The organism is Marinibaculum pumilum, from assembly GCF_042646425.1.
GTDB lineage: Bacteria > Pseudomonadota > Alphaproteobacteria > Ferrovibrionales > Ferrovibrionaceae > Marinibaculum > Marinibaculum pumilum.
On record NZ_JBHRTR010000045.1, the window covers coordinates 1 to 19,962 of the forward strand.

Consider the following 19,962-nt stretch of genomic DNA (forward strand, 5'->3'; position numbering starts at 1 on the left):
CGGCCCGCCGCGAAGTGGCGGGCCGGCGGCGTGCTGTCCAGTGGGGCTCCGCGCACCCAGCCTCGTAGAGAAACCGTCTGGTCTCCTACACCTTGTGTGGTTCGCTATCGGCCCAAGAGACTTGCGGAGCCTAAGCGGCAGATAGCAAGGTGGCAGGACAAAATGAGGGTTCTGCCTTAGTTGGTCGAGAGAGGTACTCTCGCTTCTGACACCACGCAGCAGTGACAGCTGAACCCTTACGAGAAGATCTTCGGCTGCTTCTCCGCGTTCTCTTCCGCGACGCCGGCAACATTCGCTACGATCAAGGCGTCAGGTGGAAGGGCCACCCCTCGTGACGGATCGTGCATCGCGTCGATGCCCAGTTCGGCGACCAGACTCCTCGACCACGTCAAGTCAGACCCGGCATTGGCGAGGAGGGCCGCCGTTGAAAACACGACCACGCTCAGGCCGACGCCTACAAGGCGGCGCAGCCTGAAGAGATTCCGACCACCGGCCTTCTCCCGGGCTTCCCGGTACAGAGTCCTACGCTCGACTCCCTTGGCAACAAAAGCTTCTGACATCTGCAGTTTCCTTTCGGCGACAAAATCCATGACCTCGAGACCTTCCTCGGTCAGACTCACCAGAATGGTCGCGTTCTTTGCCGGCACCTTGCCCGCACTCTCCCCGTCTACCGGGCTGTCGATCCGTAGCCGAACCATGCCGAGGAAATCGTAGCCCTTTACAAGCCGGGCGGTCGGAGCCCAGGAGATCTTGGCATCGCTGCCGCCGGGGCTTGTCTTCTTCGCCAGCTCACGCAGGCTCAGTTCTTTGACGACTTTGTCTGGCTTCGTCGTCCATTCAATGTGATGCATATAAAGACGGCGCATAACTTCGTAGCCCGGCCTTTCCGCTAAGTCGCGCAAGAGGCCAGGGACCTTACCAGCGTCCGAGGGGCAGTCTTTGAACGCGCCCTTGTGGAGCTCCTTGATGTCGTGCTCGAGTTGCCTGTCGAGCCACACGACGGACCTCAAAAACTCTGCCCGATTGTCTGTCTCCAGCCGCTCTTCGTAGGTCAGCTGGGTCTGCTTCGTGCTCCATACCCTGGCCATGATGGTGAAACGAATGACGCCTCCGAACCCACAGAGGCCATCATCCTCAGCAATGGCCTCATTCCAGAAGGCAAGTCGCAGAGCGTCTGTTCCGGCTAGATCGCTAGTCTGTTCCCTCTCAGGGGGGAGAAAGTTCATCTGATATCGCCTTCAGCTGCGTAGCGACGAACGTTGCTAACTAATGACGAACCGCGCTCCAGTTCGCACCCCGACCATCATCCCAAAGCGTGAATTGGGCGAAAAAAGGGCCAAGCGGCAACGCAGCGCGAGTTGTTGTTTCACGAAATCGCGATCGACAGAATGATTTCTCATGTGTGTCGCGCGGCGTGTATGACGCCACGTGTTTCAAGTGAATCGAAACACATCACCCGTTCCAACCTGATTCAGCCCGCCAGTCGAAACCCACAACATGTTATACGGGCTATGTATTACTTCTATTAATATGAATTCTAAATAACTCAATGTATGTAATACAACGTCTTTTCTTTGGGTTCGGAGAAAAATAAATGATCGTCATCTCAATCGCTGGGAGCGCCCCAGCGCATTGGGAGCTCCAACATGCATCGGAATCACTTCTCATTTGCTCTGCGGGGGGCCGTCACTATTGGGCTGACCGCTGCTCTCGTCGCTTGCGCGGACGTAGGCGTCGAGCTCACAGCAACCGCAACCCACCACACCAGAAACGGCGTAGCGGCGAAGCTTGAGGCGCGGTTGCAGTTCCCGGCCCCTCAGCAGCGGGCGAACATCGGTCATGCCAGCCATGACCACCTAAACGACACCATCCCCCCGGCCGTCGTCGATCTGATCAAGTCGTTCGAAGGATTCCGGGCACACGCCTACAAGGATGCGGGCGGTACCTACACCATCGGGTACGGGACGACGGAAGGCGTCCGACCGGGCGACACTATCACCGAAGCCGAGGCGACAAGGCACCTTCTGGACGATCTCGCAAAGGCCGCGCAAGGCGTGCGCCGCCTCGTCACAGTCCCTTTGCGAGATCACGAGTCCCACGCCCTGACGAGCTTCGTCTACAATCTCGGGGTCGGCAATCTAGCCAGGTCGACCCTACTTAAACGCCTCAACGCCAACGACCGCGTTGGTGCCGCCCAGGAGTTCCGGAATTGGGTATTCGTGGGCAACACGATGCTGCCCGGCCTCAAGGTGCGGCGCGAGGTTGAGCGCTCCCTGTTCCTGGGGGAACTGCCAGGCACTTAGCCCGAAGCACTAGCCCACGCGATCGGATTCACAAGGGTTAAAGAGGCAGTCGGTCGAAAGGCCGGCTGCTTCTTTTTTCCCGAATGTCCGAGGGGAGCTCGCTCCCCTACGGCTCTCCAATCTCCACCGTGGCCAGCCCACTCACGAATGCATCTGCTGGTCAGACCGTAACCAACTCTTTCGGCCCGTACTGCGTCGGCGCATCTGGGGCAAGGACAACACGTGCGCCGCGCAGCCCTTTGAGCACTGCGTCTGAATTGATGAAACCCCTCAACGACGCTCCGCGCGCGGCCAGACTGCGCCCCGAAGGGGCTCCGCCCCCTCCCGGCCCCCGGCCGCTTCGCTGGGGGCCGTTCACCCCCGGCGCCCACCAAGGTCCAGAACCGCAGATCCGCGCTTGACGGGGTCTAGGGCTGTCGTGCTCGCCGTCCAGGGTCCGCGGCGGAGCCGCCGGCCCGAAGGGCCGCCCTTGACGGCTGCGACGCGCCATCCCTGCCCGACCCCTGCGCGGCTCCGAGGTCCAGGACCAAACCCGGGCCCACTGATCCGAAGGATCGGCAAGCCCGCAATCGGGATAGAGCCGCCGGCCCGCCGCTCTGTGGCGGGCCGGCGGCCGGCGGGTCCCTCAATAGGGAACCGTGCGTCCGTCCGCGTAGACCCGCAGCAGGCAGGTGTTGACGTAGGTCCCGGCATGCGCGAACGAACCGGCCGGCAGGTCGCTGAACCTGGCTCGCTTCTCCGCCATCAGCGCGCGGAAGTGGACTGCCTTCTTGGTCTCCCGGAATTCGGTGCCAGCGCTCATGATCGCGGCGAGGAAGCCATCGGGTTTCAGGAAGCGCAGGGCGTGCAAGACATGGTCGATGTCGCGCTCGCGGTCGAACGGCGGATTCATGATGATCCTGTCATAGAGCTTGTCAGGATCGGGCCGCATGGCCAGGAAATCCGCCTGCCAGACCCGCCGATAGATCCCCTCGGCCAGCAGGCCAGCCGCCAGATGGTCCTGCAGTTCGACGCAGTCGACCGCAGCACGCCAGTTCTTGACGCAGGGCCGGGCCAGGTTGCCGGTCCCGGCGCTCGGTTCCAGCACCGTCATTCCCGGCTGATCCTCGCGGCGGTAGAGCTGGCAGTTGCGAACGATATCCTCGGCCATGCCCTCGCTGGTCGGATAGAACCCGAAGCGCTTCGCCGGCGTCGTCTTGACCTTGTCGAAGCCGGTATCGGGGTCCGGGTCCCGCTCGTGAGGGATCACTTCCCCATAATATTCCGCCAGCAGCTTGTTGACCTTGCGCAGGAGGTCGTCCCTGCGGAACCACAAATGAGCGTTGCCGTTCTTGAAGATCCGGACGGTGAAATACTCGCTTTCGACCTCCGTCTGTCGGGCGCCCCATCCGCCGGTTCGCGCCGCGTCGATCTTCCCGACGATCCCGCCATAGTTGGCGGGCTGCTCCAGCCCCTCCAGGACGTAGAAGGCCCGCTCGATGTCGATCAGTGTGTCGCGGGTGTTGCTGTAGTGGTTCCACCAACCTCCATCATCGAACATCCTGGTGATGATGACCCGGCTTCCGATCTTCCATCCGTCATGGCTCCGGAACCGCCGGTCGAGGCTCGAAAAGGCATTGGCGATGCCCCGCCGGAAGATGGTGCCGGCGTCCAGGGCGAAGCGCTCCAGGGTCGCATAGATCGTCTCGGCCGTGGCCTCCGGCGCCTCGTTCTGCAGCTGGGTCCGGAGCTCGTCCTTGGCCTGCTTGTCCATCAGCCTTTGGAGCTCGGTCAGCTCCACCAGGCGCCCCCAGATGCCGATATCGGTCAGGCGCCGTGCCGTGGCCAGGAAGTCGGGCCGCGGTGGCACGCACAGCCGATCTACGAAGGCTTTCCGCTCTTTCTCGCTGAGGAAGGTAAAGCTGTTGGCGCTGCCCGAGAGCGCGGCCTCCGCAGTCCGGGCCGCATCCAGGGCCTCGGACGCTGCCTCAAGGGCGTGATGCGCCTCGGCGTACAGGTCGAGGGCCTGGGCCCGCCGCGCGACGATGCTTTCGACGGTTTCGCGGGGAACAAGGGCTGTGGACTTGCCGGTGTCGGATTCCGGGTGCATGATTCTGGCTCCTGAAGGGCTCTGTCGGGTGTTTCGGGAGTGGCGCCGTCGGGATGTGCTAGATCCCGCGGCGCCTTTTCGTTTTCAGGCGGCCTTGCGCGGTCGCCTGGCGAGGGCGGCCTTCGCCGCGCGGTCGATCTGGCGGATCCGCTGCTCGTACTCGCCGCGGCTGCAATCGCCGCAGGCATAGCGGCGATCGGCGTTGTCGATCGCCTTCTCCACCATGATCTCGATCTCCGCCTCCGTGGGACCGTCCAGGATGCGCAGGAGCGGGTACCAGTCGACGGCCGCCCGCAGGTCCTGGATCTGCCGGCGTGCCTCGCGGGCGCGCAGGAGGGTAAGCGCCCCGCCGATCTCCTGAGCATCGATCCCGGACCAGAAGCAACCGGCTTCGGTGACGGTGTAGACCCGGCCGTCGACGAGGGCGAAGGCGACGAGGGCACGCTGCCCGGTATAGCCATCTGGCATGGTGGCTGCGGCAAAGACCGCATCGCAGGCCCGTGAAAAGTTCATGGGGCGAAGGTCACGGGGGCAAAGGTCATGGGTCGATCTCCTTGAAAGGCTCTGTCGGCTGTTTCGGCGGATGTCCCGGCGGGATGTGCTAGATCCTGGCGGGGCTGTTGCTGCGGGTGCGGTGGCGTCCCTGCGGGTTGGGTGCGCCGGCGGTGTGGAACGGGACCAGGGCCACCCTGCCCCGCTCCCCAATGGTCACGGCGGCGACGAGCTGGCCGGTCCGTGCGTTGGAAAACCGGATCGGCCCGATCGGGGTCTCCCCGCGTGCCTCGAACCATCGGAAGGTTTCCCGGGCGCGTCGCATCGCGTCCCTGGTTGCCTGGCGGTCCTTGCGTGCGTCTTCGGACATGGCTGCCTCTCCCGGCCTTAGGCCTGCCCGGCTGGGGTATGGGGCGCCGGCGATCTGCTGCGGCGCCCCTCCCCTGGGCTCATGCGGTCGCCTTTTCCTCGGCGGGTTCCTCGCTGTCGGCATTGCCGGGCTTGCGGTCCAGCAGGTTGAACGTGCCGTTGAAGGGCCGCAGGACGACTTCCGTCACCTCCCGATTGACGTCTTTGGCGTCGGTGTAGCTGCGGGTTTCCATCTGCCCCTCGACATAGACCTTGGCGCCCTTGCGCGCGTAGCTCTCGGCGACCTTCACCAGCGGGCCGAAGATCACGACCCGGTGCCACTGGGTGCGGGTCTTCCGCTCCCCGCTCTGGCTGTCCTTCCAGCTTTCCTCGGTCGCCAGCGACAGGTTGCAGACCTTGTCCCCGGACTGCATCGACCGGACTTCGGGGTCCTGGCCGAGATGACCGATCAGCATGACCTTGTTCAGGGTGCCGCTCATTCTGGTTTCTCCTTCGGGTCTTAGGGGTGACCGGCCGCTCCGGTCTTTATTTCCCCTTGTTTATGCTTATTATTATGCCTCAATACGCATATTCCATCAACTAAAACCCTCTCCCGAACCGCTGTTTTTATTGTCTTTTTGCCTGTTGCAGCCCCCTCTACATCGCCTGTACTTTGGAGAGCGCTCGTCGTCTGGGGACGAAACCCCAGGACCCCAAGTAAAGGATCGTCGGCCGCAGGCCGGCCGTTGCGATGGCCGCTCGGAGCAGAGCTCCGGGCTGTGCCTGTACTTCCGAGCCGCGCAGGTGTCGGGAAGGGACGGCGCGTCGCAGCCGTCAAGGGCGGCGGAGCCGGCGCGGAGCGCCTTGCCCTGGACGGCGAGCATGACGGCCCTAGACACCGGTCGGCGCGGCTGGCGGGTACAGGCACGAAGCTCGGGGCGAGGGTGGCCCCCCCTGCCCCTGCGCCTGCCGTCCTGCCATCCTGCCGCCGGCGCCTTGTGGGAGTGCTGCTCTGAAGCTGCGGCTACGCCCGATCGTCGCCCGGATGGGACGAGACCCGCCTGCGGGGCTCGGCAGAGCCCGGCGGCGCGGCCGGAGCATGTCCGGCCGGGGCGCCAGGCGGCGCAGAGCGGGTTGCCCTGGGGCCGCAACGCGGCGCCGGCGCCGTCCACTGGTTCCGGTACTTGTCCCTGCCGACATGTCGACAGGGATGAACTCTGGATCGCCACGGCCGGCAGCGCCTGCGCGGGATCAGCCTGGGTTTGCCGCGTCGTGACTGAAAGGTGGTCCGGCCTCGTTGGATGGCCTGCGATGGCTTCCGGGGAAGGTGATGACCTTGGCGGCGAGCGAAGTGATGGCGAAGCCGCTGCGCGCGGGACTCTGGACGTTCCGGGCAAACGCGAAGAGGTCGTAGGGATGCCCGGCCCAGCGCCTGGCGGGCAGGTCCGGCAGGCGATCGCCCAGAAGCGCGGTCAAATGCTCGGGCGTGCCGGTGGCGATGGCGGTCCGGCAGAAGCCGACAGGGCCGTATTCGTAGAGGCAGCACTCGGTGGCTGACGGCGGCTCCGGCTGGCGAATGCGCAGATCGCCTTCGGCATCGATGTAGAGCGCGCCGAGTTTGCCGGCGCGCCGAACAGCCTCGATCTCCAGGTCCTGCTGCCAGGGCTCTTCGGCCAGGGCATCGAGGATGCGCGCGTGGGCGGGGATACCCCAATAGGTTTCGGCGATTTCGAGGGGAAGGATTACATCTTGGAAACGCGGATCGACATCGGCGGGTCCGACTACGAAATGCATGCAGTGCCTCGTCAGGGAGGAGAATAACGCAGCCACAGCAACCGTAGGACGCACGGTATCAGGGTGCACTACCGCGATAGCGGTAGTCGCAATATCAACACGATCAAGGCTTTAGACGCTTATCGTTGCTCATGCCATCGATCAGGACCGGCGCCTCGCCGGGGAAGCGGGCGACGAGCTCCAGCTGGCCGCCGAGGGCCTCGATATAGGCGGCCAGGTCGGAGATCCGGGCATCATGCGCCTGCTCGGCCCGCGCCACGTTGCTCTGGTTGATCTGCAGCTTGGCCGCGAGCTCGACCTGGGTGCGCCGCCGGGCCTTCCGGATCTCCTTGAGGGTACGCTTGTCCATGCTGGGCTCGACTGCAGTCGGGGTCGGATCGGGCGGCGGCCCGGTGCGGACCGGGCTGTGGGGGCACCCGACCTGTTGATCCTGGGCGCGGCGGTCTTGGGCAGGGCAGCCCGCAGCCCGCTGCCGCCGCTTGCGGACGGCGGCCGGCGCGGCCTGGATATAGCCGCATCGAGCGACTGCGCGCCAGTCGCTGCGCGCCTCCGATGGATGGGCCATGAGATTCTGTCCTGTGGGACGGCAGGGGACGACCAGCATCGCCAGCCGCCCCCTGCCCTATTGGTCCGCCAACCCTAGACGGATGCAGGCAGGGACACGCGCATCGGCTCGGGCAACCAGGCGGCCGCACGCTCGGCAGCGTCATCACCCATGTCCCGCTCGGCCGCGCTGAGGCTGTCGTCGAAATAGCGTGCCGCCACCTTGACCAGTTCGGCCTTCTTGGCACCGGCATGGCGCGCCGCGATCGCCGGCCCGAGGGTTTTGCTCAGGATGTCGAGGATATGGGCCTTGCTCAGACACGCAAAGAAGGTCGCATCCGGCGTCCAGTGCCGGGCGAGCTCGCTGCCCATGCGATGCAGGGCGATCTCCAGGCTGTGGTGGTGGGGCCCGGCGTTGTCGCTCAGCCCGCCGTGAAGGGCCAGCCCGGCCACATGCGCCATCAGGGCGACCTTGTCGGCCTCACTGAGGTCCAGGAATGCCTCGAACGCCCGGGGGACGTCCGGCAACAGGTCCAGCCAGTCCATCCGCAGGTGGCTGACGGCTTCCTCGATCTCGCCAAAAGCGGCAAGGCGGCCCATATCGCCAGCGCTGCTGCAGGTGCGGCTGCTGCTCTCCCTGGCCAGCACCTGGAACGGCGTTGCGGAGCTGCCCTCGCAGATTGCCTGCCGGATCATGTGGAACCGCAGCAGGTCCTGGGCGATCTCCGGATGGGCGAGGAACTCCGCCCGGACCATATGCCGCCGTAGGGCGGCAAGGTCGTCCCGTAGACCGTTGCCATAGGCCGGGCCACTCGGCACGTCCGCCTTGGATGGGCCGGGCCGGTTGTCGGGGCTGGCGGACCCCGTCCCTTCCGGCGCGTCCTCGTTCTCCCATGGAGCGTAAGGCCAGCCCCGATCAGGCTTCCCGTCATAGTCCAGGCAGAGGAACAGGATGGCTCGGGCCTTATCCTCAGCGGTGTAGACCATTCGCTTGCCCTGGATCTCGCCGAGCCGCTTTTGGCATGCCTGCAGCTCGTCGTCGATCGGATCCTCGTCCTGAGTCTCGGGATCGAGCGGCAGGTCTTCCAGTTCCGCGATCCGGGATTCGAGGCGCGCCGCTTCGGTGGCATCTTCCTCGCTCAGCGGGGATTCGGTCGGCCGCAGGATTTGCAGCCCGGGCCGGATGCGATAGTTGCGTTCGATGCTGACCTGCACCTCGCCCCAGCCCTCACTTCGCAGCTTTTCCGCCTCTCCTTCCAGCTTCTCCAGGGTGAGCCGGTCCAGCAGGCCGGCATCGGTGAAGTACCGATCTTCGTCGAACAGGTCCTCCCGAATGCTGCCGCCGGCGTCCCGGTAGACCTCTGCACCGACGAACCGGGCGCGCTTGTCGGTGTGCAGGATCTCGCCGGGCGTCAGAACGGTGCGGATTTGCCGGGGATCGTAGTAGCCGCCAGAGGCGCGGCCGCAGATTTCAAACGCCTTCTTCTGGGCCTCATGGTCGTCGGTCAGGGCGAATGCCTGAGCGGCTTCGACACTCATCTCCGCCGCTCGCAAGGCGTCAAGGATCTCCGGTGCGAGGCGGCCGGCCACCTGGCGTTCGGTTGCGCCATGCCGCCGGGCGATCTCGGCCACGCCCAGGCCCTCCTCGGCCAGCCGTGCCCATGCCTCCACCTGGTCGGCCGGATTCATCGCGACCCGATGCACGTTCTCCGCCAGACCAACCTCGGTGGCGCTGCCGCCGTCCACGATGCGGCAGGGAACGGGGAAGCTGGCGGGAATGCGCCCCTGTTCGGCCAGCAGGACCAAGGCCCGCCTGCGGCGTTCGCCGGCGACGACGGCGAAAGTGCCGGCCTCGCCGACGGAAGCGACGGTCAGGCTGGACAGCAGGCCGAGGGCCTCGATGGAAGCGGCAAGCCCCTGGATGTCATCCCCGCGCGTGCGGCGCACATTGGCTTCGCTGGGCACAAGCTTGGCGAGCGGGATCTCGCGGAGCTCGGCAGCGGCGGCGGGCGTCCCCTGCCCGGCTGCCTCTGCCTTCGGCGCGGCCTCGGCCTTCGCGCTGCGCTTGCGCGCCTTGGACGGCCGGGGCGTGGCCCTGGTCGCGGCCTTGATGGCTTTCGTCTTGGTGGCTGTAGCCATGGCTATGGTTCCTTGAAAGGCTCTGTCGGGTGGTTCGGGTGTGGCGCGGCCGGGATGTGCTAGATCCCTGCCCCGCCGGATCGGGTTCAGCCGGAGCCCAGGGCGGCGGCGAGCTGGTCCTCGACGTCGCCGGCCTGGGCGGCGAGTTCGGCGAGCACGTCCGGGCGGATGTGGCCAAGGGCGCGCAGGTAGCCGCCGGGTCCGGTGGCCCCGTCGACGCAGTCAATGGTCGTGTAGACCGCGACTTCCAGAACGGTTTCGTCGTTCGCGCCGTCAAGCGTCTCAAGTATTCGTCTGGCATCCATATTGTCCGAGCCTTCTGTTCTTTTCGATCCGGCAGCACAAGCGCCGCCTGATGTTTGCATTATGCGCATTACCGCATATTATAGCAAGAACAAAACGGGACCTTGGATCGCGTTCGGTCATGAAAAAGCCCCGCCGAAGGCGGGGTCTTTCAGGGTGGGAGCCGGGGTCTGGCCGGCCGGCGCTAGGTCCCGGATCGGGCCCGAGCTGCCGCGCGCGCGCGGCGCAGCTCGCGCAGGGTGGGCAGCCCCGCCGCCTTGCGCTCGGCGTCGATGCGGGCGCCGGCCTCGAAGGCGGCGGCCATGTCGCCGCCGGCGTGCATGCCGGCACCTGACGCGGTCCACCATCCGGGCAGGTCATAGCTGTAGCTGCCGCCGTCCTGGGTCGTGAAGCTCTGCCGTCGCACGCCGCGGCTCATGCGCTCTCCCGTCTCGGGGTGGCGCTCGTCGTCGTCATGTCCAGGGGCGGTCATCGTCACGTTCCTTGAAGGACAGCAGCCGAAAGGCCCGCAGGCCGGTGTCGGTGAACTTAACATAATACGTCATCCCCTCGAATGGCACATGGTAGACATCCTGCCAGCGGCGATGATCGTGCTTGGCGGTCATCGACTTGTAGAAGTGGTGGTGCTTCATCGACAGGATGCAGCGGGTCCAGGAGGCGATATCAAAGCCCAGGATCACCGCGCTGTGGATCGCGGTTGTGGTCGCAAGCTTCGGTCGGTTGGGCACCATGCACCACCGCAGCCAGTACCGCTGAAACTCCTCCAGGTCATGTGTCGGCGTGCGCTTGTCCATCCCGCCCCTGCTCCCGCGATCTCTCAGCCTGCCGCATCACTCAGGGTCGGCGTCGCCTATGCGGCGGCCGCCTCCCCCTCCCCCTCGTCGCCCTCGTCCAGGCAGGACCGGCCATAGATCACCTCGTCCGGCGCCCGCAGCTTCTCGTTCCATTCCCTGCTCCACTCGCCGGCGAACATCAGCCGGCTGACCTGGGCCATGTTCTCCATCGGGAACGGCCCATAGGTCCGCAGATCGTGGCTGTTCTGCACCGACCACAGCCCCTTGCCCCATGGCCGGCTGCTGACCCTCATCGGCTCCTTCCGCGCCCGCATCCGCTCCAGCCGCCGCACCGCCGCCTCCCGGTTCTTCAACCGCCGTTCTGTGATGGTCAGCGGGTGGGGATGGTCCCTCCAGTAGTCGAACATCGCGCGCCTCCGTCTCCGATTTCCAAGGCCGGAGGCCTTCCCCCGCCTGTGTCAGGCGGGTTCAGGCCCCGTCCTGAACCCCGAGTTCGCGCGGAGCAGGGGGTAGCAAGCGGAGGGAGGATTCGACGGCGGGCGCAGGGAGCGCAGCGACTGAGCCTCGGGAGACCGTCGAATCCTTCCGAAGCGCGCGAGGGCGAAGCCATTAGGAATTATCAAGTGAGGAGATGCCGGCTGGCCGGAGGGCGGCCGCCGAACCTGCAGGGCCCGCGACCGAAGGCAGGGCCCTGCAGCCGCCCCCTGCCCCACCAGCTCATCGATCGCCGCGACCTGGCCGCCGGCGACGCCACAGCCTCTGCGCCCGATCGTCACCCGAAAGGGCCGAGACCCGGCACGGGGCTCGGTGGAGCCTGGCGGGGCGGGTGGCCGAAGGCCGCCCGGGCCGCCAGGCGCAATAGAGCGGGTCACCCCGCCAGGCGGAGCCAGGCGGGGGCGCCTCTGCCCGACGTCGACCATCCCTCAGCGTGCAACCACGTCTTCGAACCCTGTCGGCCCTGCTGTTATCGAAGCTTCAGCATCAACAGCAGCAACATCGACCTGAAGCCGGAGCGCCCCGATCGGCGCCGCCTGCGCGCCGGGACGCAGGTCCCGGCAAGCAGGCCGGCGCCCCTCCAGCCCCTCCGCCCATGCTGAAGGCAGCAGAAAGGGCGCCCCGCTTTGCGGCGAGGCGCCCTCCGGCCGCCGGGATCAATCCCGGCCGCGGCCCTTCGGCCGGCTCCAGACCAGGTTGTAGCCGTCACCGCCCTCCTCCGCCTGGTGCAGGCTGGCGAAGATCGGCGCCGGGAAGGTCGGATCGTCCAGCTTCACCTTCAGGTAGGGGCGCTCGCTGGTCTTGGCGATGTTCCTCCAGGCCGCGCCGACCTCGGTGCCGCCGACGAAGATCCGGTAGTCCGGGGCATCGTCGGAAGGCTTGTTCTCCTGCAGGACCAGCTTGACCTTGGCCTTCAGGACCAGGGTCTGGATCTGACCGGTGTAGCTGCCGTCCTTCGCCAGGGTGAACGTGCCGATGGTTGCCATGATCTCTCTCCTCGTGGTGTGCCGCGCCCATCGCGGCCTTGATGGCGATCGGAGGGGCGGAGGGAGAGCGGGCCGCACCCGAAGGGCCGCAGCGCAGCGGAGGATGGGGCGACAGGGCTTTTTTGATCCGCGAGGAGCCGCGAAGCGGCGGGGAAAAAAGCCAGGGCGCCCCGTTGCGGCTGAAGCTCAGGGCAGCGTAGCTGCCCGGTCCCGAAGCTAGATCGCAAGTCAATCAAGGCCGTGCTGGGAGCGGCGTGACACCGGCCCGTGAGGAGATCACTGGCAACAGGCAGCCCTCTCTGGCGATGTCAGCGCAGAACGGCCAGGCGCTCCCCCGATCCGCCACGAAGGCCAAGCGCCCGGTCCCGCAGACCCAGGCCGAAGCCTCCCCGAGCCCGATCACCGCCGGCGGTGCCCGGCAGAACCGGCCGGAACATCGCCAAGGCCAGCGAGCGCCAGAAGACGCAGCCATGCAGAGGATCCGGCCGCCGGCGATCGCCTCAGCCAGAACCGCACAAGGCACAGGCAGACGGAACGGAACCCTGATGGCGGCCGAAGCTTCGCCGGCCACGGCCAGCAGGCCGAGGCGCATCACCGCAAGGCGGGGCGCCCGGTGCGGATTGCCGGAAGCCTGTCACCAATCCCCGCGGCACCCTGCGCCCGATCGTCTCCCGATGGCCGAGACCGCTTGCGGGCTCGGTGGAGCTGGGCGGGGCTGGTGGCCGAAGGCCGCCGGCGCCGCCTGGCGCAATAGAGCGGGTTGCCGTGGCCGGCAGAGCCGGCCGGGGACGCCCCCTGTGCCTGGCGCGGGTTGCTGAACGAGGGACCGCCTACACGCTAAAGATTTGACTCCCGCAGGGCCTTCGACGTTCCATTGTTCCAGACAAGCATCGTCCGGAGGCTGCGGACAGTCATGCCCTACAGACATGCTCCAGTGGGTTCCCGCGAAGTGCTGCTTATCTCGCACTTCGGCCCCGCGACAGCGTCTACCCTCCGAAACACCTTCGCCGAGGTCGCCCTTGATCGCGCCTGGTGCTCAGGAATGGCGACCGTCTGGGATCTCCGGCAGGCGGATCTCTCGACCTTCACGATCGAGGAGATGCGACAGCTGGGTGACTATCTGGGGCACTTCGAGTACCGCCGCGGCGTCCGGACGGCCCTGGTCTACCGGAGCCCGCTGGAGCTCCCGCTCCTGAAGCTGTGGCACCTGGTCGGGAATGGCTTTCTGGAGCAAGACCGACGGTGGTTCGAGACTCTGGGCGGCGCCATGGCCTGGGCGGCTTGCAGCGATAGGCCGAGGACCAGGTCCGGCGGGACTGTTCTACGGGTGGTGGCTTGACGCCTCGACTGTAGGCCAGGCCGGCGCCGGCGGCGAACCGCCGGCGCATTTCCACGCTCAGCCGGTGAGGTACCGGATGAGAGCGGCGCCGGCGACGAAGATGAAGGTCGCAAGCATGATCTGCAGCTTGGCCAATGCAAGCTTGCGGTCCAGCTCCTCGCGGAGTGTCTGGGTCTGGCGGTCCATCATGTCCTGGATCGCCGGGATCAGTGCCTTGGCCATGATGTCATGCGTGCGCCTCGGCCTGTTTGTCGTCAATGCCGGCATCCCGGTACTGGCGGTAGAGGTCGAGGCTGTCGATCGGCTTGTTGCTCATGTCGGATCCCCTTCTGTCTGGCGCTTCGATGGGATCCGGTTGGCGGCCCGGTTGAGGGGCGGGAGTCAGCGGAAAATTGGGGGGACCGGCCGCAGGCCGGGGGAGCCGATTTTCCGCTTGCAGGCGGCGATCGCCGCCGGTCCCGCGCCGCGGGCTGCCAGGTACCCATTGTTCGGAAGCGCCGGAAGGGGATGACCTGTGCAGCGGGTCGAACGGCTTGAGGGCTCTGGCTTGGCATTCCGTAGTGTCGCCGGAAAGGCCGAAAATCCGGCCGGTTTCAGCCCTTTTGTGCTATAATGTTTAATAGCGGCAAGTGGGGTGCCGCCCTATATATCCACTTGCCGACACGCGACAGGACGGACCTATGGCACAGCCTCTTGCATACCAGCTTCCCGACGCGGCCGCCGCAGAGCCGGCCGAGGATCGGGATGCGGCCCGCCGGCTGGCGGACTTCGATCGCGCGAAGTTTGCGAGTGAGGTGGCGGGTCATGTCATTTCTCCGGAGGATGACGCTGCCGTCCGAGCCTTGATCCGCCAGGGGCTGACGGGCGACGAACTCGTCGCGGCTGCGCTTCGTCACTGCGAGACGAAGACCTGCCCCAACGACTAAAGCCTCTGTGGCGGACGACCCCTATCTCTACGCGGGCACTTCGGTCCTAAAGAACAAATTCGGCCTTCGGGATGCGGATGAGCTTCACCGTCGCGAGACCATTGCCACCTCACTGCGTCTGACAGAACTGCCGGTCGTTCCGCTGACCCCGGCCGGCCTGAAGAAACTCCATCGCCACATTTTCCAGGACGTCTACGACTGGGCCGGCAAGCCGCGGACCATCTCGATGTTCAAGCCCGCGCCGGAGGGGGATGTTCACTACCGGCCGCCGGCGGAAATCGACAACGGGCTGAAGCGTGTCTTCGCCTATATCGACAATGGCAAGGCGTTGAAGGGCCTGGACAGGGACGCGTTCGCGGACAAGGCCGCGGACGTCCTGCACGAGGTCTATGCCATTCATCCGTTCCGGGAAGGCAATACCCGCACCTCCCAGGCGCTGCTCTGGCGCATGGGACAGGAGGCCGGCTACGAGATCCGGCCGGAGGGCAATGATCCGCGCGCCTGGCGTGCGGCCTTCATCTCCGGCCGGTTGAGCGGCGACGAGCGGCCGCTTCGCGACCTGGTGCGCACCGCCCTCGATCAAGGACAGCCTGCACCGGCACGGTCGCGGCGCAGTCTCACGGTCGCGCCTGCCGGCAGACCTGCCGCATCAGCCACCGGTGCGGTGACCGACGCGCTGGCCGGCATGCGCCTTGTCCAGGCACGGCGCAAGGACCTGGACGCCGCGGAGGCCGCCCATGGGCGGCTGACCGGCGAGCTCGACCGCCTGCGATCCAATGTGCAGGCCGGAGAAGCCGCCGCCGGCCAGGTCCGCGCCGGCTTCGACCGCCTCTATGCGGGACCCGAGGCTCTTGTAAAGTTCAACGCCGCGGCCGCCGCGGAGGGCCCCGATCGTGCCTTGCAGACCCTCCGCGACCGGCCCCAGCGTTTCGGGAAGATCGCCGCGGCCTTTCGCGACGAGGCGACCCGCGCGCCGGTCGTGGCGGAGATCGCCGCCGCCCTGCCGACGGCGATCCAGGCCCGCGCCGATGCCCGGCGGTCCGACAAGGAACTGCAGCGGCTCGAGCAGGACCTCAACCGGACAGGGCAGGCGCGCCAGGTCGCGGCCCATCAGCTCGGCACCGCCGAGGCAACCAACCCACGGCAGGCTCTGATCGAGGCCTGGGCGGCGCTGCCGCGGACCGCACGAGGGGAATTCGGCCGCTCCGAGCGAGACCTGATCCGCGCGGCCTTGCAGGAAGCCCGCGACGAGCGGCGGGCCGCACGGGCCAAAGCCATCCGACCCAACAAGGAGATAGGCGGTCGACGAGCTGAGCCGTCGCAGAAGCCGGGGCCTGGGGTTTCGGGCGCATTGCAGCAGCTCACCGACGCCCTCGATGCCGTGGCCGCGCACCGGGCCGCAACGGCGCAGCACGAAGAGATCTACAAGGGCCTCGCAGCGGCCCGAGAGGCGCAGGCGGCGATCGACGGCAAGGCGGAGATCGCCAGGAGCCAGCTCCGCGACGTCGAACGGCGGCTGCCCCGGATCTTCCGCGACCCGGACAAGGCCCGCGACACCCTGCTCAGCCACCTTGACGCCAACGGCCCGCACGAGACTGCGGAGCTTCTGAAATCCCGTCCGGCAAGCTTCGGCCAGTTGCAGGGCGGCAGCGTCATTGGAAGCGGCGACCGGCGCCGCGCCCAGGAGCTCGCCGCCAAGGTCGCAGAAGACCTGCCCGTTTTGGCTGCGGCACGGGCCGAGAGCAGCACAGCAGAACAGGATCGACCACGTCGCGCGACTGCCATCGCAGAGCAGCAGTCACGACTGGAACGTCACCAGGTGCCGGACCGGCCGACCAGGGCATCGATTCTGGCCCTTGCGGAGGCGACGTCGCCCACCGAGCGACGGACTCTGCAGCCGCAAGCCAGGCAGCTCCTTGCCACGGAACTCCGATCCGCCCGGCAAGCCGCCAGGACCCCTGACCGCGGGCGGGGCCGCGGCATGGAGCGATAGCCCCTCCGGCACCTGGCGCGGCCGGCCAGAACAACCTTCCCGACCTCTAGAAGAGCTCCGGCGGGAAAGCATCATGACTGAGATAGATTTCGCCCTGCGCGGAGGTTTCCCCGGCGTCCAACGCCTTCTTCGCAGCTATCAGAATCTTGGGCAGGTGATTCGCGTAGGCCTCGGCATATTCAGCCGAAGAACGATAGGTCGCCCGATCCAAGTCATCGAGAGCGTCTCGATCAACAACAAGCTCATAGGGTTCGCCACGGTACCTGATCGACATCGCATACCCACGGCCCCGCTCTCGAACGGTCTTGTTGTTGTACTCGATTTCGACTTTGCGGAAGCGGACTCCGGCCCCCTGGTCGTCGTCGGATATGAACGCCACACCAGCTGCTTCCATCGCCGCGGCGATCGACACGAGATTGTTCCTGATCGGTTGCCGTGTGTTGCGCTCGAAGTCCGCCACCGTGGTTCGTGAAACGTTGGCACTCTCAGCCAACCGGTCCTGCGACCAATCGAGCAATGCCCTGCCCGCCCGGCACTGCGCCGCAGATATGGTCACTACGCTAATCCTCCTTTTGTCCAAACTCCGACATTTTGTCGTATTAGCGACAATATGTCCAGGATTATGCAGTTTGCTGAAACACCGAATTAAGCAGTTCGCGCGGGAGCGACTATAGGATCTCTGTTTCAAGACATGCCGACATGTCGGCATGTCGGCATGGCGACGATGCCCTATCGCACATGTTGCCACTGTCAGCGTAAGCGTCCGGTGAAGACCGCCTTGTTCGGATCGGCATAGCCAGCTGTCCTGTCGCGGTGGCGTAAGCCACGTTGTTGGCGACGAGGATAGCCACGTGACTGTCGAGCGTCTGGAGATCCTGAGCGGTGTGGTTCGCCGGCGGCGTTGGTCGCGTGCGGACAAGGAGCGGCTTGTCGGCGAGACGCTCGAGCCCGGCGTGACGGTGACCGAGGTTGCCCGCCGGCACGATCTGGATCGCGGGCTGCTGTATCGCTGGCGGCAGGAACTGGGCGTGGTGCGGAACCCGGAGCCGGTTGGCTTCCTGCCTGTCGAGGTGGCGATCGCCGCCGACACGGCCCATCCGGAAGCCTGCTCCAGCCCGGGAGGGATGGAGATTGCGCTTCCCGATGGTGTCCGGATCCGGGTCGACCGGACAGTGGATGCGGAGGCCCTGTCACGGGTGCTCCGCGCTTTGGGCCGCCGGTGATCGCGCCGCCGCCGGGTACCCGTGTCTGGCTCTGTGCCGGCCGCACCGACATGCGCCGCGGCTTCGACGGCCTTGCCCGTCAGGTGCAGGAGGTGCTGCACCGTGATCCGTTCTGCGGCCATGTCTTCGTCTTCCGCGGTCGGCGCGGGGATCTGATCAAGCTTCTGTGGTGGGACGGCCAGGGTCTTTGTCTGTTCGCCAAGCGGCTGGAGCGTGGCCGCTTCGTCTGGCCCTCGCCGGCGGACGGCAGGGTGGCGGTGACGCCGGCGCAGCTGGCGATGCTGCTGGAGGGGATCGACTGGCGGATGCCCCGGCGCACCTGGCGACCGGAACTGGCCGGCTGAGCGCGACCGATTGACTCACCTGCCGCTGCCGGTCCTGCGGCGGCGGCGTCGCGGCGGTCTGGATGCTAGAATCCGGCATGTCGCCGGACACCACCCTTCCCGATGACGTCGAGAGCCTGCGCCGGCTGCTGCTGGCGGAGCGAGAGGCTGCCGCGAGCGCCGTCGCCGAGTTGACGGAGCAGCTGCAGCAGGCCCGCACCGGCCTGGTGGCCAAGACCCTGGAACTGGAGAAGCTGAAGGTGCAGCTGGCAAAGCTGCGCCGGATGACCTTCGGCCGCTCCTCGGAGAAGCTGGACCGGGAGATCGCGCAGCTGGAACTGCAACTGGGCGATCTGGAAGAGGATATCGCCCAATCGGGACCGCCGGCCACGTCGTCGGATCCGGTGGATGCGGCGGAGAAGGCGAAGCCTGTGAGGCGACCACTGCCCGGCCACCTGCCGCGGCGAGAGGTCGTGCATGAGGCTCCCTGCGCCTGCCCCTCCTGCGGTGGCGTGTTGCGCCCGCTGGGCGAGGACGTGACCGAGATCCTGGACTACGAGCCGGCGCGCTTCCACGTGGTGCGGCATGTCAGGCCGAAGCTCTCCTGCCGGACCTGCGAGGCGATCGCCCAGGCGCCGGTGCCGGACCTGCCGATCGACCGGGGACGCGCAGGGCCCGGGCTGCTGGCGCATGTTCTGGTGTCGAAGTACGCCGACCATCTTCCGCTCTACCGGCAGACAGAGATCTACGGCCGCGAAGGTATAGACCTGGAGCGCTCCACCCTGGCTGACTGGGTCGGCCGCTCCGCGGCGCTGCTGGAGCCGCTGGTGTCTCTGCTGCGTGCGGAAGTGCTCGCCGCGCCGCGGCTGCATGCGGACGACACGCCGGTGCCGGTGCTGGCCCCGGGCGCGGGCCGGACGAAGACGGGCCGGCTCTGGGTCTATGTCCGCGACGACCGGCCGCATGGCGGCGACGCGCCACCGGCAGCTGCCTTCTTCTACAGCCCCGACCGCAAGGGCGAGCGCCCGCAGGCGCATCTGGCGTGCTTCGCCGGGCACCTGCATGCCGACGCCTATGCCGGGTTCAACGCGCTCTACGAGCCCGACCGGCTGCCCGGCCCGGTGATCCCCGTGGGCTGTTGGGCGCATGCCCGACGCAAGTTCCACGACCTCTACGCCGCGAAGCAGAGCCCGCTGGCGAAGGAAGCGCTGGATCGGATCGGCGCGCTCTACGACGTGGAGGCGGAGATCCGCGGCCAACCGCCGGACGAGCGCCGACGCATACGCTCCGTCCGCAGCCGGCCAATGGCCGAGGAGCTTGCCGCTTGGATGCAGGCGCGGCTCACGAAGCTCTCCGGTCGCTCCGACATGGCGGCGGCGATGCGCTACGCCCTGTCGCGCTGGGACAGCCTGGTGCGCTACCTGGACGACGGGCATCTGGAGATCGACAACAACGCCGCCGAACGCGCCCTGCGGGCCGTGGCCCTGGGCCGGAAGAACTACCTGTTCGCCGGCTCCGACACTGGTGGGGCGCGTGCCGCGGCCATCTACTCGCTGATCGGCACCGCCCGGCTCAACGACATCGACCCGCAGGCCTGGCTCGCCGACGTCATCGGCCGCATCAACACCCACCCGGCAAAGCGTCTCGCAGAACTGCTGCCCTGGAATTGGGCGCAAGGTCGGTAAGCTGCGGCCATCACCGGACGCTTACCTGTCAGCGGGGTATCGCACCGCTTAGCGGTGTCTTGGGCTATCGTGCTCGCCCTCCAGGGTGAGTGGCTCCGGGATCCGGGATCAGACCCGGGCCCTGTGATCCGAAGGAACGACGGGCTAAAAACGGGAGAGAGCCGCCGGCCCGCCGCTCTGTGGCGGG

At 66.8% G+C, this 19,962-nt stretch carries 22 protein-coding genes; 7 read left to right on the plus strand and 15 right to left on the minus strand.

What is annotated here, in order from left to right; translation table 11 throughout:
• Window positions 1-236 precede the first annotated feature (236 nt).
• Window positions 237-1,226: a hypothetical protein gene (locus ACFOGJ_RS24275; RefSeq protein ID WP_379905519.1), complete on the minus strand. Its 990-nt coding sequence runs from the start codon at window positions 1,224-1,226 to the stop codon at window positions 237-239.
• A gap of 420 nt (window positions 1,227-1,646) precedes the next feature.
• Here ACFOGJ_RS24275 and ACFOGJ_RS24280 point away from each other — a divergent pair, with 420 nt between their 5' ends.
• On the plus strand, window positions 1,647-2,303 hold the full coding sequence (locus ACFOGJ_RS24280) for a lysozyme (RefSeq protein ID WP_379905521.1): 657 nt from the start codon (window positions 1,647-1,649) through the stop codon (window positions 2,301-2,303).
• Window positions 2,304-2,928: 625 nt separating this feature from the next.
• On the opposite strand, the gene ACFOGJ_RS24285 is transcribed toward ACFOGJ_RS24280, so the two are convergent.
• The 12 genes from ACFOGJ_RS24285 to ACFOGJ_RS24340 form a co-directional block, all read right to left on the minus strand.
• Window positions 2,929-4,392 carry a DUF4942 domain-containing protein gene (locus ACFOGJ_RS24285; protein ID WP_379905523.1) on the minus strand — a complete coding sequence of 488 codons (1,464 nt, stop codon included), beginning with the start codon at window positions 4,390-4,392 and terminating at the stop codon, window positions 2,929-2,931.
• Between the two features lie 84 nt (window positions 4,393-4,476).
• On the minus strand, window positions 4,477-4,905 hold the full coding sequence (locus ACFOGJ_RS24290) for a hypothetical protein (protein WP_379905525.1): 429 nt from the start codon (window positions 4,903-4,905) through the stop codon (window positions 4,477-4,479).
• Between the two features lie 88 nt (window positions 4,906-4,993).
• Window positions 4,994-5,254, minus strand: coding sequence for a hypothetical protein (locus ACFOGJ_RS24295; protein ID WP_379905527.1), 261 nt, complete (start codon window positions 5,252-5,254; stop codon window positions 4,994-4,996).
• A gap of 79 nt (window positions 5,255-5,333) precedes the next feature.
• On the minus strand, window positions 5,334-5,732 hold the full coding sequence (ssb, locus tag ACFOGJ_RS24300) for a single-stranded DNA-binding protein (protein ID WP_379905528.1): 399 nt from the start codon (window positions 5,730-5,732) through the stop codon (window positions 5,334-5,336).
• 751 nt (window positions 5,733-6,483) lie between these two features.
• Complete coding sequence (locus ACFOGJ_RS24305; protein ID WP_379905530.1) at window positions 6,484-7,026, minus strand: hypothetical protein; 543 nt, start codon at window positions 7,024-7,026, stop codon at window positions 6,484-6,486.
• 103 nt (window positions 7,027-7,129) lie between these two features.
• A complete protein-coding gene (locus tag ACFOGJ_RS24310; RefSeq protein WP_379905532.1) occupies window positions 7,130-7,591 on the minus strand; it encodes a helix-turn-helix domain-containing protein in 462 nt (153 codons plus the stop codon).
• A 74-nt stretch (window positions 7,592-7,665) separates the two neighbouring features.
• Window positions 7,666-9,708, minus strand: a complete 2,043-nt coding sequence (locus ACFOGJ_RS24315) for a ParB/RepB/Spo0J family partition protein (protein ID WP_379905534.1) — start codon at window positions 9,706-9,708, stop codon at window positions 7,666-7,668.
• Between the two features lie 86 nt (window positions 9,709-9,794).
• Window positions 9,795-10,013, minus strand: a complete 219-nt coding sequence (locus tag ACFOGJ_RS24320; RefSeq protein ID WP_379905536.1) for a hypothetical protein — start codon at window positions 10,011-10,013, stop codon at window positions 9,795-9,797.
• Window positions 10,014-10,195: 182 nt separating this feature from the next.
• The gene (locus tag ACFOGJ_RS24325; RefSeq protein WP_379905538.1) at window positions 10,196-10,483 is read right to left on the minus strand and encodes a hypothetical protein; all 288 of its coding nucleotides are present in this window, start codon (window positions 10,481-10,483) and stop codon (window positions 10,196-10,198) included.
• On the minus strand, window positions 10,464-10,805 hold the full coding sequence (locus tag ACFOGJ_RS24330; RefSeq protein ID WP_379905540.1) for a type II toxin-antitoxin system MqsR family toxin: 342 nt from the start codon (window positions 10,803-10,805) through the stop codon (window positions 10,464-10,466). The genes ACFOGJ_RS24325 and ACFOGJ_RS24330 overlap by 20 nt, the downstream gene beginning before the upstream one ends.
• Before the next feature lie 56 nt (window positions 10,806-10,861).
• The gene (locus ACFOGJ_RS24335; RefSeq protein ID WP_379905542.1) at window positions 10,862-11,212 is read right to left on the minus strand and encodes a hypothetical protein; all 351 of its coding nucleotides are present in this window, start codon (window positions 11,210-11,212) and stop codon (window positions 10,862-10,864) included.
• Window positions 11,213-11,956: 744 nt separating this feature from the next.
• On the minus strand, window positions 11,957-12,286 hold the full coding sequence (locus ACFOGJ_RS24340) for a DUF736 domain-containing protein (protein ID WP_379905544.1): 330 nt from the start codon (window positions 12,284-12,286) through the stop codon (window positions 11,957-11,959).
• A gap of 1,042 nt (window positions 12,287-13,328) precedes the next feature.
• On the opposite strand from ACFOGJ_RS24340, the gene ACFOGJ_RS24345 reads away from it, so the two are divergent.
• Window positions 13,329-13,625: a hypothetical protein gene (locus ACFOGJ_RS24345; RefSeq protein ID WP_379905546.1), complete on the plus strand. Its 297-nt coding sequence runs from the start codon at window positions 13,329-13,331 to the stop codon at window positions 13,623-13,625.
• 57 nt (window positions 13,626-13,682) lie between these two features.
• Here the strand turns inward: ACFOGJ_RS24345 and ACFOGJ_RS24350 are convergent, their stop codons facing one another.
• Window positions 13,683-13,847, minus strand: a complete 165-nt coding sequence (locus tag ACFOGJ_RS24350; protein ID WP_379905548.1) for a hypothetical protein — start codon at window positions 13,845-13,847, stop codon at window positions 13,683-13,685.
• Window positions 13,848-14,305: 458 nt separating this feature from the next.
• Here ACFOGJ_RS24350 and ACFOGJ_RS24355 point away from each other — a divergent pair, with 458 nt between their 5' ends.
• On the plus strand, window positions 14,306-14,551 hold the full coding sequence (locus ACFOGJ_RS24355) for a hypothetical protein (RefSeq protein ID WP_379905550.1): 246 nt from the start codon (window positions 14,306-14,308) through the stop codon (window positions 14,549-14,551).
• Between the two features lie 7 nt (window positions 14,552-14,558).
• Entirely contained in the window at window positions 14,559-16,544 is a 1,986-nt protein-coding gene (locus ACFOGJ_RS24360; protein ID WP_379905552.1) for a Fic/DOC family protein, read from the plus strand.
• 46 nt (window positions 16,545-16,590) lie between these two features.
• On the opposite strand, the gene ACFOGJ_RS24365 is transcribed toward ACFOGJ_RS24360, so the two are convergent.
• The gene (locus ACFOGJ_RS24365; protein ID WP_379905554.1) at window positions 16,591-17,100 is read right to left on the minus strand and encodes a helix-turn-helix transcriptional regulator; all 510 of its coding nucleotides are present in this window, start codon (window positions 17,098-17,100) and stop codon (window positions 16,591-16,593) included.
• A gap of 295 nt (window positions 17,101-17,395) precedes the next feature.
• On the opposite strand from ACFOGJ_RS24365, the gene tnpA reads away from it, so the two are divergent.
• The 3 genes from tnpA (at window position 17,396) to tnpC (ending at window position 19,775) form a co-directional block, all read left to right on the plus strand.
• Entirely contained in the window at window positions 17,396-17,767 is a 372-nt protein-coding gene (tnpA, locus tag ACFOGJ_RS24370; protein WP_379905556.1) for an IS66-like element accessory protein TnpA, read from the plus strand.
• On the plus strand, window positions 17,764-18,111 hold the full coding sequence (gene tnpB, locus ACFOGJ_RS24375) for an IS66 family insertion sequence element accessory protein TnpB (RefSeq protein ID WP_379905558.1): 348 nt from the start codon (window positions 17,764-17,766) through the stop codon (window positions 18,109-18,111). Before tnpA ends, tnpB begins: the two co-directional genes overlap by 4 nt.
• A gap of 77 nt (window positions 18,112-18,188) precedes the next feature.
• On the plus strand, window positions 18,189-19,775 hold the full coding sequence (tnpC, locus tag ACFOGJ_RS24380) for an IS66 family transposase (RefSeq protein WP_379905560.1): 1,587 nt from the start codon (window positions 18,189-18,191) through the stop codon (window positions 19,773-19,775).
• The last annotated feature ends 187 nt before the right edge of the window (window positions 19,776-19,962 follow it).

Bases quoted from the DNA above. Each gene is read 5' to 3' on its own strand.
- ACFOGJ_RS24355 (WP_379905550.1), top strand. From the start codon at position 14,306: ATGGCACAGCCTCTTGCATACCAGCTTCCCGACGCGGCCGCCGCAGAG.
- ACFOGJ_RS24290 (WP_379905525.1), bottom strand. From the start codon at position 4,905: ATGAACTTTTCACGGGCCTGCGATGCGGTCTTTGCCGCAGCCACCATG.
- ACFOGJ_RS24335 (WP_379905542.1), bottom strand. From the start codon at position 11,212: ATGTTCGACTACTGGAGGGACCATCCCCACCCGCTGACCATCACAGAA.
- ACFOGJ_RS24310 (WP_379905532.1), bottom strand. From the start codon at position 7,591: ATGGCCCATCCATCGGAGGCGCGCAGCGACTGGCGCGCAGTCGCTCGA.
- ACFOGJ_RS24275 (WP_379905519.1), bottom strand. From the start codon at position 1,226: ATGAACTTTCTCCCCCCTGAGAGGGAACAGACTAGCGATCTAGCCGGA.
- ACFOGJ_RS24320 (WP_379905536.1), bottom strand. From the start codon at position 10,013: ATGGATGCCAGACGAATACTTGAGACGCTTGACGGCGCGAACGACGAA.
- ACFOGJ_RS24285 (WP_379905523.1), bottom strand. From the start codon at position 4,392: ATGCACCCGGAATCCGACACCGGCAAGTCCACAGCCCTTGTTCCCCGC.
- ACFOGJ_RS24305 (WP_379905530.1), bottom strand. From the start codon at position 7,026: ATGCATTTCGTAGTCGGACCCGCCGATGTCGATCCGCGTTTCCAAGAT.
- ACFOGJ_RS24325 (WP_379905538.1), bottom strand. From the start codon at position 10,483: ATGACCGCCCCTGGACATGACGACGACGAGCGCCACCCCGAGACGGGA.
- ACFOGJ_RS24340 (WP_379905544.1), bottom strand. From the start codon at position 12,286: ATGGCAACCATCGGCACGTTCACCCTGGCGAAGGACGGCAGCTACACC.
- ACFOGJ_RS24330 (WP_379905540.1), bottom strand. From the start codon at position 10,805: ATGGACAAGCGCACGCCGACACATGACCTGGAGGAGTTTCAGCGGTAC.
- ACFOGJ_RS24280 (WP_379905521.1), top strand. From the start codon at position 1,647: ATGCATCGGAATCACTTCTCATTTGCTCTGCGGGGGGCCGTCACTATT.
- ACFOGJ_RS24295 (WP_379905527.1), bottom strand. From the start codon at position 5,254: ATGTCCGAAGACGCACGCAAGGACCGCCAGGCAACCAGGGACGCGATG.
- tnpC (WP_379905560.1), top strand. From the start codon at position 18,189: ATGTCGCCGGACACCACCCTTCCCGATGACGTCGAGAGCCTGCGCCGG.
- ACFOGJ_RS24350 (WP_379905548.1), bottom strand. From the start codon at position 13,847: ATGGCCAAGGCACTGATCCCGGCGATCCAGGACATGATGGACCGCCAG.
- ssb (WP_379905528.1), bottom strand. From the start codon at position 5,732: ATGAGCGGCACCCTGAACAAGGTCATGCTGATCGGTCATCTCGGCCAG.
- ACFOGJ_RS24315 (WP_379905534.1), bottom strand. From the start codon at position 9,708: ATGGCTACAGCCACCAAGACGAAAGCCATCAAGGCCGCGACCAGGGCC.
- ACFOGJ_RS24345 (WP_379905546.1), top strand. From the start codon at position 13,329: ATGGCGACCGTCTGGGATCTCCGGCAGGCGGATCTCTCGACCTTCACG.